This is a genomic window from Alphaproteobacteria bacterium (assembly GCA_025800285.1).
Classification (GTDB): domain Bacteria; phylum Pseudomonadota; class Alphaproteobacteria; order JAOXRX01; family JAOXRX01; genus JAOXRX01.
Window position 1 is genome coordinate 1 of sequence record JAOXRX010000059.1, and the last position, 11,238, is coordinate 11,238.

General features: G+C 31.7%; 12 protein-coding genes. 1 reads left to right on the plus strand and 11 read right to left on the minus strand.

Going from position 1 to position 11,238, the window contains the following annotated elements:
* A partial coding sequence (locus OIF36_02720) for a hypothetical protein (GenBank protein MCV6599376.1) occupies positions 1–500 on the minus strand: 500 nt, incomplete at its 3' end.
* Positions 501–577: 77 nt separating this feature from the next.
* Complete coding sequence (locus OIF36_02725; GenBank protein ID MCV6599377.1) at positions 578–772, minus strand: SlyX family protein; 195 nt, start codon at positions 770–772, stop codon at positions 578–580.
* A gap of 57 nt (positions 773–829) precedes the next feature.
* Between OIF36_02725 and OIF36_02730 the strand changes: the two genes are divergently transcribed.
* Positions 830–1,993, plus strand: coding sequence for an NAD(P)/FAD-dependent oxidoreductase (locus tag OIF36_02730; GenBank protein MCV6599378.1), 1,164 nt, complete (start codon positions 830–832; stop codon positions 1,991–1,993).
* Here OIF36_02730 and leuA read toward each other — a convergent pair.
* The 9 genes from leuA to OIF36_02775 form a co-directional block, all read right to left on the minus strand.
* Entirely contained in the window at positions 1,968–3,482 is a 1,515-nt protein-coding gene (gene leuA, locus OIF36_02735) for a 2-isopropylmalate synthase (GenBank protein MCV6599379.1), read from the minus strand. The two genes, OIF36_02730 and leuA, sit on opposite strands and share 26 nt — an antisense overlap.
* Before the next feature lie 100 nt (positions 3,483–3,582).
* Positions 3,583–4,812 (minus strand): tyrosine--tRNA ligase, encoded by a 1,230-nt coding sequence (gene tyrS, locus OIF36_02740; protein MCV6599380.1) that lies wholly within the window; start codon positions 4,810–4,812, stop codon positions 3,583–3,585.
* 91 nt (positions 4,813–4,903) lie between these two features.
* Positions 4,904–5,689 (minus strand): TonB C-terminal domain-containing protein, encoded by a 786-nt coding sequence (locus tag OIF36_02745; protein ID MCV6599381.1) that lies wholly within the window; start codon positions 5,687–5,689, stop codon positions 4,904–4,906.
* 12 nt (positions 5,690–5,701) lie between these two features.
* Positions 5,702–6,118, minus strand: a complete 417-nt coding sequence (locus OIF36_02750) for a biopolymer transporter ExbD (GenBank protein MCV6599382.1) — start codon at positions 6,116–6,118, stop codon at positions 5,702–5,704.
* Between the two features lie 11 nt (positions 6,119–6,129).
* Complete coding sequence (gene tolQ, locus OIF36_02755; GenBank protein MCV6599383.1) at positions 6,130–6,780, minus strand: protein TolQ; 651 nt, start codon at positions 6,778–6,780, stop codon at positions 6,130–6,132.
* Positions 6,781–6,792: 12 nt separating this feature from the next.
* The gene (locus OIF36_02760) at positions 6,793–7,182 is read right to left on the minus strand and encodes a YbgC/FadM family acyl-CoA thioesterase (protein MCV6599384.1); all 390 of its coding nucleotides are present in this window, start codon (positions 7,180–7,182) and stop codon (positions 6,793–6,795) included.
* A 633-nt stretch (positions 7,183–7,815) separates the two neighbouring features.
* On the minus strand, positions 7,816–10,335 hold the full coding sequence (locus OIF36_02765; protein ID MCV6599385.1) for a valine--tRNA ligase: 2,520 nt from the start codon (positions 10,333–10,335) through the stop codon (positions 7,816–7,818).
* 165 nt (positions 10,336–10,500) lie between these two features.
* A complete protein-coding gene (locus OIF36_02770) occupies positions 10,501–10,989 on the minus strand; it encodes a metallophosphoesterase (protein MCV6599386.1) in 489 nt (162 codons plus the stop codon).
* Positions 10,990–11,061: 72 nt separating this feature from the next.
* Positions 11,062–11,238, minus strand: coding sequence for a hypothetical protein (locus OIF36_02775; protein MCV6599387.1), 177 nt, complete (start codon positions 11,236–11,238; stop codon positions 11,062–11,064).

The window sequence follows — 11,238 nt, forward strand, 5'->3', positions numbered from 1 at the left end:
AATGGGCAATTACCCGCTGTAAATACACTTACATCTACACTCTTACTAGCACTACCTGATGTAGCTGTTATAGTTATGGTAGCTCTTCCTAAAACTCCACCACTTGCTTTACTTACACTTATCTCTCTATCTGAACCATCATTATCACTCACAGAAACTGCACTTATTATCGATGCCGCATCCTCTTTCTTAACTACACTTAAAGTTACTCCACTGATATCTCCATCACTTATTGATAAACTAACAGGCAAAGCTTTAGAATCACTGTCTTTTTCTAACATTAACTCACTTGACACTGATATGCTAAGCTTTGATAAATCTACTTCTTCTCCAGGAGTTTCTCCACCCAATTCTCCACCAGAGCATGTAAATGGACTCCCATCACAAGATGCTTTAATTAAATTAGGTAGTTTTTGAAAATAGTAATAATCTCTAGCATGTGAGTTTGAAATTGTTAATATAGTTAATATAAATAGTGTAGATAAGAATCTCTTTAGCATATTTTTTCCTCATTTTTTATAAGTTTATATAATCTATATTTAGTTTTATATATTTAACTTATATTTGTCAAGAGGTTTTAATAATGAGGAGGCGGAGTCTCTTCTGCGAAGTCCTTCACAAGTTGTTGATTCATGCTCTCTTTTAACAACTCTGTTTTATTTTTTAAATTCAATATTTCTTTTGAGTGCTCAAAAACCACATCACTTAACTCATCAATAATCTTTTGTTGATGAGATATTTGCATTTCTAATTCTTTAATTCTATCTTCCATACATAATTCTATATCATAAAACTTTACTAAATACAAGATATGTAGTATAAAAACTCTATGGAAAAAATTTATGATGTTATAATTATTGGAGCAGGAGCCTCTGGTTGCTTTTGCGCAAGTCAAATATCTTCAGATAAATCTGTTATGATAATTGATGCAAACGAGAAGAAAATGCGAAAAGTTTTTGTATCTGGAGGAGGAAGATGCAATTTCACAAATGTGAATGCAAATGAGAAATATTATTTATCTAATAATAATAAATTCTGCATTTCAGCTTTAAAGCAATTCTCTCCAACTGATTTCATAAACCTTGTAGATTTAAACAATATAGAATACTATGAAAAGCATAAAGGGCAAATGTTTTGTAAAAACTCATCTTTAGAGATAATAAATCTTATAAACAGTAAAACAGGAAAGAATGTTAAATTTTTCATGAAAACAAGAGTGTTATACTCTTTAAAGAAAGAAAATTTATTTCAAATAAAAACAAATAAAGGGCTGTTTAAAAGCAAATCTCTAGTTATTGCTTCAGGGGGAAACTCATTTCCAAAGCTAGGAGCTAGTGACATTGGTTATAAAATAGCAGAAAGCTTTAACATACCTATTATTGAAACAAAACCTGCTTTAGTTGGATTAAAGAGCGAATACTTTAGAGATATTTCTGGGATTTCATTACCTGTAAAAATAAAAGTAAATAAAAGAGAAATTAATGATGACATTCTCTTTACTCATAAAGGTATAAGTGGTCCCGCAACATTAAAAGCCTCTTTATTTATAAAAGATAAAATGTTTATAAATTTCTATCCTGAGAAAGATATTTTTGATTATCTAAAAACCAAGCAAAAAGATAAACCTAGAAGTAAAGCTGAAACAGTATTGAAAGAGCTTCTTCCGACCAAATTCGTAAGTTTTATTTTGTCTGAAACAGATACTCCTGAGCTTGCAAATATATCGGATAAAGCATTAAGACTAATTGCCAATAAAATTAATAATTTTGAATTTAAATTTAATGGTACTGTTGGATATGAAACTGCAGAAATAACATCTGGAGGAGTAGATACAAAAAGCATATCCTCCCAAACCATGGAATCTCAAACAACACCAAACTTATTTTTTATCGGGGAGGTTTTAGATGTATCCGGTTATTTAGGAGGATATAATTTACAATGGGCTTGGAGTTCAGCCTTTGTTTGTGCTAAAGAGATTTCCAAAGATATATAGAGTTCATAGCATCAATTAAAGCTTCCCCCGCAGAAACTATAATATCTTCAGATAAAGAGCTACCATAGAAGACTCTATCTTCAAACCTTACAGATATTCTTGTTTTCCCCGCAGAATCTTTTCCTTTTTCAACTTTACTTGAAATATCAAACTCTTCTAAAGAAACCTCATAACCAGTCGCATCATAAATTGCATTATATAAACAACTTACTGAGCCCTCTCCTTTTGCTGAAACAGTTTTTTCTTCATCACCACATCTAATAAGTATATTAGCTGTATGGTACTCGCTATCAGTTTCAACATTTAAACTTATTATTTCAAAATACCTTTTATCATTAAAAAGTTTTTTATTTTTATAAAGAATCTCTAAATCATAATCAAACACTTGACCTTTCTTATCAGCTAATGCAATAAAATCAGAATAAAGAGTGTTTAAATCATAATCACTATACCCCATTCCTTCCATATACATATTAACAGCTGCTCTACCAGATCTACTTGTTAAATTAAGTTTTTCTGTTGGCTTACCTATGGACTTTGGAGTCATTATCTCATAAACATTATCACCCTTTATAACACCATCTTGATGAATACCTGATGAATGAGAAAAAGCCCTAGCCCCAACAATAGCTTTGTTTGGCTGAATTGGCATATCGCATATTCTACTCACCATTTGACTTACTTCATATATTTTTTCACTATTTATAGAAGTCTCTACATTTAACATATTTTTTCTTGTCTTAATTATCATAGCTATCTCTTCAAGAGCACAATTACCAGCTCTTTCTCCAATACCATTTATAGTAACTTCTACTTGTCTTGCTCCTGCTTCAACTGCTGCAATAGAATTAGCAGTAGCTAAACCTAAATCATTATGACAATGAACTGAAATTATTGCATCATTAATATTTGGCACTCTATCAAAAACCTGCTTTATAATATTACCAAACTCGCTTGGCACTGTATAACCTACTGTATCAGGAATATTAACAGTAGTTGCTCCAGCTGAAATAACAGCCTCTACAATTTTACACAAATCATCAATAGGAGTTCTTCCTGCATCTTCACAAGAAAACTCTACATCATCTGTATATGTTTTTGCTCTTTTAACAGCTTTAACCGCCATATCAATAATAGTATTATAATCCTTTTTCAATTTAGTTTCTGTATGAATTGGTGATGTAGCTATAAATGTATGAATACGAAAATTATCAGCCACACTTAAAGCCTCTGCACAAACATCAATATCTTTTTCTACCGCTCTACATAATCCACAAACAGTTGAATTTTTAATTGCTTTTGCAATTTCTGAAACAGACTCAAAATCTCCTTGAGATGAAACAGGAAATCCAGCTTCTATAACATCTACTCCCAACTCTTCGAGTTTTAAAGCAATCTTAAGCTTGTCATCTTTTGACAAACTTGACATTAGTGCTTGTTCTCCGTCTCTTAGAGTTGTATCAAATATTATAACTTTATCTGTTTTCATCTTTTCCTCTTTCTTTTTAATGATTTTATTTAATAAAAAAACGGTGGCTATATAAGATTATCATTATAAAAGCCACCGTTTAAATTTACATATATTTTGCTTATTTAATTAAACAATGCTTTTTCTTACCTGATGAGAGCTTAATTGCCTCACCTTCAAACTTAACAACAGTTTTATCATCTTCAACTTTCTTATCATCAAGTTTAATAGCTCCACCAGCTATAGATCTTCTAGCCTCACCATTTGATTTTGAGAAACCAACTGTTTTAAGAATTTCTATAATAGAAACTCCATCAGCAAGAGCTTCAATTTCAAAAGTTGGCAGGTTATCAGACTTATTACGATTCTCAAAAGTTTCAATTGCTGTTTGCAAAGCTTTATCAGCAGCTTCTTGACCATGAAGAAGTTTTGTAGCCTCATAAGCTAGAGTTTTCTTAACTTCATTAATTTCAGCACCTTCAAGCTTTTCGTATTCAGCAATTTGCTCTAGAGGAACATCTGTTACAATTTTCATGAAACGGCAAACATCTCTATCATCAACATTTCTCCAGTATTGGAAAAACTCATACGGAGAAACTTTTTCTTCATTTAACCAAACAGCATTACCTTCTGATTTACCCATTTTCTTACCATTTGAATCAAGCAATAAAGGATATGTCAATCCAAACAACTCTTTACCGTCTTTTCTTCTAGCAAGCTCTACACCACTAATAATATTACCCCACTGATCGGAACCAGCAAGCTGTAGAGAACAGTTATACTTTTTATTAAGAACTGTGAAATCATACCCCTGCAATAACATATAGTTAAATTCTAGGAAACTTAGAGAACTTTCTCTTTCAAGTCTTGATTTAACACTATCCATTGTTAGCATTCTATTAATTGAATAATGAGGCCCCACCTCTCTTAGAAAATCTAAGTAGCTCACATCTTTAAACCAATCATAGTTATTTACGATCATTGCATCAGTTGGCCCATCACCAAACTTAACAAGCTTTTCAAAAACTTTTTTAATTCCATTAATGTTATCTTGAACTTGTTCAATTGTCAGCATATTTCTTGCTGCATCTTTACCTGAAGGATCTCCAATCATACCAGTAGCTCCACCAACTAAGAAAATTGGTTTGTGTCCACACTTTTGGAATAATCTCAATGTTAATATTGTTAAATAATGTCCAACATGCAAAGAATCCGCTGTTGGGTCATATCCTGTATATGCCACAACAACTTCATTTGCAAGTTTTTCATCAAGCTTTTCAATGTCTGTGCATTGATTTAATAAGCCACGGGCTTCTAACTCATTTAAGAAGTCTGATTTAAATTGTGTCATATTCTTTCCTTTTTTGTTTTTTAAATTTAATTTTATACTGGATTAATACCAGCTCTCGATTTATAACATGATTTATTTAAGTTTGCAAGGTCTAAAACATATCTGTTGGAGCAAAGTGAAATACTATTTCGGACTTTATCTTCAATCTTTCTTCTGATAGTTTTAAAGGAGAACTTTTTAACACGGCTCTTTTAGCACTTGTTACAAATATTTCATAAGCTCTGTCTTTTCTCCTAGACAGTTTATTATTAATAACTTTTATAGAGCTAACATCTCCACCTTTTTCTACTGTTATTTTAATATCTACAGCCATTTCCTCTATATCTTTTGCTCCAACTGGAACCAACCAGTTATTCATTATTTGAGATCTCAGAGCATCTTCTTCAGCAACTGTAAAATTATTTTTTAACTTCTCTATTAATGAATCAGGTATATCTTCTTCTACTTCTTCAACCGCAATCTTTGGTTTGAAACCTTCTGGGGTTAAATCTTTTAATACAGAGTCAAAAGTTTTACTAATTGGCTCTGATTTAGGCTCATCAATTTCACTTAAAAGAGATGAGAAATCTTTTTGTTTTTTAATCTCCTTTATAGGCTTTGGCTTCTCGGGAATTTTAATTGCATTTTTCTTAGTTTCCAATTTTTTTGCTTTTGGCTTTACAGATGGTTTCTTTTTTGCGACTACTGATTTCTTCTTTTTTGCTGGTTTTTTGACAGCTTTTTTAACTGGAACTTTTTCTTTTACAATTTTATCAAAAACAATAGGTATTGGATGTGAAGGCACAATTTCTTTTTTCACAGCTTTAAAAAGAGGTAAAGCAAAAACCCCTAATATTATTATATGTAAAAAAACTGATTTAAAGAAACTTCTTGGCATTAAAACTATTCCCTACTGAGGTATCTCTGCAATCAAAGACACTTTCTTATAACCACCATCACTTATAACTCCCATAACTTTCATTACCTCACCATAAGCAAGTTTTTTATCACCTTTTACATAAATGGTGAAATCCTTGTTATTATCACTAATAGCATTTAACAATTCAAGCATAGATTCTGATTTAACCTTTTTCTCTTGAATAAAAATTTCTTTTTTACTGTTTACAGTTATTACCAAAGGATCTTTCTCATCATTATTTAATTGAGCAGCTTTAGTCTCTGGCAAATCAACTGGAACACCAACAGTTAACATTGGAGCAGATATCATAAATACAATCAACAGAACAAAAACCACATCCACCAATGGAGTCATATTGATTTGAGCCATTGGTATATAAGATTTTCTTTTATGTTTATTTTTAATCATAATTTTTCTCTTTACTTAGTGTGTCTTGATAGAATTGCTGATAGTTCGTGAGCAAAATTCTCTAATCTTTCTGCATATCTTGATAAATCTGTTGAAAACTTATTATAAGCAAGAGTCGCTGGAATAGCAGCGATAAGCCCTAGAGCTGTTGTAAAAAGAGCTTCTGATATACCCGGTGCAACGACTGCTAAAGAAGTATTTTTTGAATTAGCGATAGCAGAGAAAGCATTCATAATTCCCCATACAGTTCCGAAAAGACCTAAAAAAGGAGCAACTGAAGAGGTGCTAGCTAAAAACATTAAGTTCTTCTCAATTCTTGTCATTTCTCTAGCCAGAGTAACTGACATAACTCTATCAATTGTTGAAATAATATCTTTTGAATGAGAATTCTTCTTTTTTGCAGACATCCACTCTTTCATACCAGTAGCAAAAATAGCTCTCATAGGATCGCTTGGAGCACCAGAAACACTATCATAGATATCATCTATAGGTTTTCCTGACCAAAACTCTTCTTCAAAATCATCTGCTTTTGTTTTCAAAAAATTGAATGTACTTAACTTTTCAAATATTATAGCCCAACTCCATAGAGATGCAATTAACAAAGAAATCAAAACAATCTTTGTAACTAAATCTGAATTCATAAACATATCATATAACGACATAATTAACTCCTTTTATATTTTATCTGTAAGATCTTTTGGCAACCTTGAAGGCTTGAACTTATCATTTATGTAAACTAAAACTATTTTTACAGTAACTAACTCTTGATCTCCTTTGCAAATCCTTTGATGCATAACTACAGATGTATTTCTTACTTCTGTAATAGAAGTATAAACATCAATTAAATCATCAATTTTAGCAGGAGCCTTATAATCAACTTCACAGTGTCTTGCAACAAAACCATGCTTTGAGTCGTGGAATATTTTACCATGAGCATAATCTATTTCTCTTAAAAATTCTGTCCTACCTCTTTCTGCAAATTTTAAATAATTAGCATAGTAAACAACATTTTGAGCATCAGTGTCTTCGAAATAAACTCTGATTGACATCTTGTGTTCTTTCATTCAATCTTCTCCTGTAAAGTTTAGTTTAGTATTTTATAAAACATATTATCTATTTTTTCAATATAAAAGAGGAATATGAGATAAAAAAATTTAGGGATTTAATTCACATTCGAAGGCACGAAAAGATTTTTCGACTCCTTCCAGTCGCTCAAAATGACATTACCATTTTCCCCAGCCGGTCATTCTTATGAGCGGAGCGAAGAAGAATCTCATTGTGTTACTGGATATTAATTAAGACTCCATAGGCATGAAAAGATTCTTCGTTACACTCAGAATGACAATATCATTCCTCAGCCAGTCATTCTGATGAGCAGAGCGAAGAAGAATCTCATTGTGATGCAGGATGTAAATTAAAATTCCACAGGCATGAAAAGATTCTTCACTTTGTTCAGAATGACAATATCATTCCCCCAGACCGTCATTCTGATGAGCAGAGCGAAGAAGAATCTAATTGTGTTACTGGATGTAAATTAAGATTCCACAGGCATGAAAAGATTCTTCACTTTGTTCAGAATGAAGAGAGAATAATGTAAAGAATAGATTTTAAAAAATTTTAGATTATGAAAAAGCCCCCGTGTAGTACATAGTAGTACTTGAGGGGGCTTTTTTGTAAAAATAAAATTTAATTAAAATCTATTCTTTTATTTGGATACTGATTTTTAAACCTTCCACTTCCGAAGTCTCAAAATCTGCCTTTCCGAACTCAATTGCCTGAGCTCTTGAAACAGCCATTAATGATAGCTTATACTTTTTAAGTATCTCAACGATTTTATCATTAACATTTTCAACATCCAATCTTAAATATGCAAGATGCTTACCTTGACCAATTTGATTTTCTGTCCTACATGCTCTAACAGCTTTAAGAACTCCAAGAACAACTGCCATTTCACTTACATCAGTTTCTTTATATTCACAGTATTGAGGATAAGAAGTAATATGAATAGAATCTTTACCTTCGCCTTCTCTAAATATTTCTTGATATAACATTTCTGTTACAAAAGGAATAAACGGAGCAAACATACCAATAACATCTCTTAAAGTTTCCCATAAAGTTATAGCAGCAGACTCTCTTAATTCATCAGAGTATTTTTCTTTACTCCAGAATCTATCTTTAACTAGTTCTAGATATGTATCACAGAAAGTCATCCAGAAAAACTTATCAATAGCATCTTTAGCACCAGCATAATCATATTTCGCTAAACATTCATTTGCTCTTTTAGCCACTTTATTTAGTTCTGAAATAACCCAACGATCTTCAACTGTTCTTTCTGCAACAGGCATATTAATTTTATTTACATCCATACCTTCAAGCTGCATTAAAACAAATTTTGATGCATTAAATAGCTTAACAACAACTTTCCTCCCTGCTTTAACATCTTTTTCATTATACTTCATATTCTGCCCAAGATGAGAACCAGCTGCCCAGTATCTCAGAGCATCGGCACCGTATTTCTCCATAACATTTTCTGGAACATATCTATTATAGCCATTATTATCAGTAGCTTTTTCTAATGTTCTTTTAGAGATTTTTTTACCTTGTTCATTTTCTCCAAATCCAGAAATCATAACATCTTTCCATGGAAGACTATCCTTATGTATATGAGATTTTAACACTGTATAAAATAGCCATGTTCTAATAATATCATGAGCCTGAACCCTAACTGTCATAGGATGAGTAGTGTTTTTTCCTTCCCATGCACTTGAACCAGCCCAGTTATTAGCAACAAGAGGTGTAAGAGATGATGTCATCCAAGTATCCATAACATCTGTTTCACCTTTTAAATTCTTGCTCTTACACTTAGGGCATTCATCTAGATGACATTTGTCATTTGTTGGATCAACTGGCATATTCTCTTCTGGTGCGATAATGATCTCACCACAATCTTCACAATACCAAACTGGGAAAGGAACTCCATAGAATCTTTGTCTAGAAATATTCCAGTCAAATTTTAGATTATTTACCCAATCAACATATCTTGACTTCATAAATGTTGGATACCAATTAATTTCATCGCCTCTTTTTAATAAATCATCTTTTAAATCTAGAGTTTTAATAAACCATTGTGGTTCCATTATGAACTCAACAGGAGTTTGAGATCTTTCCGCTATTGAGATATTTTGATCAATAACTTTTTCATCTAAAATCAAACCTTCTGCTTTTAAATCTTTAACAATCTTAGAACGAGCCTCTACAATTGGTAGCCCTGCATAATCTCCACAGATATCTGACATTCTACCATTTGGAGTAATTGCAATTCTTAAATCAAGATTATCCAATTTCCATTTCATAACATCTTCGTTATCTCCGAATGTACAAACCATCATTAGCCCTGTCCCAAAATCCATAGCAACTTCATCTGAAGTTTTAATTGGAACTTCATGACCAAATATTGGAACAATAGCAGTTTTCCCAACTAGAGAAGTATATCTCTCATCATCAGGATTACAGTATAGCCCTACACAAGCTGGTAAAAATTCTGGTCTTGTTGTTGATATAATTAAATCAGAGCCATCTTCTCCTTTGAAAGGAATATCGTACATTTTTCCTTTTCTTGATAGAGTCTCTAAATCAGCTTGAGCCAAAGCCGTTTGAAAATGAGTATCCCAAAGCACTGGATCATCAGAACGATAAATCATATTTTTATTATATAAATCTAAGAAAGATTTTTGTGCTGTTTTTTGACAATGTTCATCAATAGTTGAGTATTGAAGATTCCAATCCACAGATAAACCTAGAGATGAAAATAGGTTTCTATATGTTCCAATAACATTTTGAGTTTCTTCTAAACACAACTTCCTAAAATCTGGTCTTGTAGTCTTATTTTTATTAATATTATGAACTTTTTCAACATGTCTTTCTGTTGGCAATCCATTATCATCAAACCCTACTGGATAGTAAACACTCTTCCCCATCATTCTTTGATATCTAACAATAAACTCTGCTTGAGAATAACTCATTGCATGCCCAACATGCATATGAGATGCAGATGCATATGGTGGAGGTGTATCAACTGAAAAAACTTCGTTATTTGATGTCGGATCAAACTTATATATTTCTTTTTCTACCCATAATTTATTCATTTCTTCTTCATTTATTAAATGATCGTAATTCTTTTCATTAAGCATATTATTATGCCCTTTCTTTTTATACATTATTTGTTTATTTGATTTTTTTTAATAATTTGAAGCGGTTTTCATACTTCTATTACCCGACTCTTACCTAAAGAGACGGGTCTATAACTCGCACGACGACTGAATTTAACTTTATATTTTCCATAATGATGGAAGTATATATTAAAAATATATAATTGTCAAATTTTACACCTGTATAAAATCGTATTCATAAGTTTCTAAATCTACAATAGCATAAGAAGGAGGATATCTTAGACCATAGATTTCACCAGGATTTAAAAGGAGGCAATCATTAACTTTTCTTGCTATTTTCTTATGAGTATGACCATGAAACACAAAATCATACTTTCCTTCTTTAGCCTTAGCCTCTGCAATTTCTGGATAGTGAACAAAAAATATCTTTTTTCCGCCTAAAGTTAATTGTCCATAATCTCCTAAGTGATGGAAATTGAGAAACTCTTTTCCAACATGTGGAGTTCTTTCTCTATCAGCTATATTACCAAACACTGCATAGACATCTCCTTTAAACTTTTCACCCAAGAGTCTTGCCGTAAAAGGAGAACAAAGATCTCCACAACAAATAATATGCTTTATACCCATTAAATTTATTTCATTTATAACTTGTTTCAAGTTTGATAATTTATCATGAACATCTGATATAATAGCTACCTTCATAAAATCTCCTAAAAATAAAAACTACCTAGTTCATAGGTAGCTTGTATTAATTAAATTGTCAAGGCTTATATATTAAGCTAACAATCTATCTATAAATTCATCTGGGTCAAAGTTTGGATCTCTTATTGCCTTATATAAGTTCTCTTTAAACTTAACTGCATGTTCATCTTCACTAGAGAAACTACAGATACCTCTATCTGTGCTAATTCTATTTTCTCCATCTTTACTGCTAAATCTAGCTGTTGTCAT

What these genes read in the sequence shown, in the direction of transcription:
- OIF36_02725 (MCV6599377.1), bottom strand. Translation starts at nt 772, where the DNA reads ATGGAAGATAGAATTAAAGAATTAGAAATGCAAATATCTCATCAACAA.
- OIF36_02730 (MCV6599378.1), top strand. Translation starts at nt 830, where the DNA reads ATGGAAAAAATTTATGATGTTATAATTATTGGAGCAGGAGCCTCTGGT.
- leuA (MCV6599379.1), bottom strand. Translation starts at nt 3,482, where the DNA reads ATGAAAACAGATAAAGTTATAATATTTGATACAACTCTAAGAGACGGA.
- tyrS (MCV6599380.1), bottom strand. Translation starts at nt 4,812, where the DNA reads ATGACACAATTTAAATCAGACTTCTTAAATGAGTTAGAAGCCCGTGGC.
- OIF36_02745 (MCV6599381.1), bottom strand. Translation starts at nt 5,689, where the DNA reads ATGCCAAGAAGTTTCTTTAAATCAGTTTTTTTACATATAATAATATTA.
- OIF36_02750 (MCV6599382.1), bottom strand. Translation starts at nt 6,118, where the DNA reads ATGATTAAAAATAAACATAAAAGAAAATCTTATATACCAATGGCTCAA.
- tolQ (MCV6599383.1), bottom strand. Translation starts at nt 6,780, where the DNA reads ATGTCGTTATATGATATGTTTATGAATTCAGATTTAGTTACAAAGATT.
- OIF36_02760 (MCV6599384.1), bottom strand. Translation starts at nt 7,182, where the DNA reads ATGAAAGAACACAAGATGTCAATCAGAGTTTATTTCGAAGACACTGAT.
- OIF36_02765 (MCV6599385.1), bottom strand. Translation starts at nt 10,335, where the DNA reads ATGTATAAAAAGAAAGGGCATAATAATATGCTTAATGAAAAGAATTAC.
- OIF36_02770 (MCV6599386.1), bottom strand. Translation starts at nt 10,989, where the DNA reads ATGAAGGTAGCTATTATATCAGATGTTCATGATAAATTATCAAACTTG.
- OIF36_02775 (MCV6599387.1), bottom strand. Translation starts at nt 11,238, where the DNA reads ATGACAACAGCTAGATTTAGCAGTAAAGATGGAGAAAATAGAATTAGC.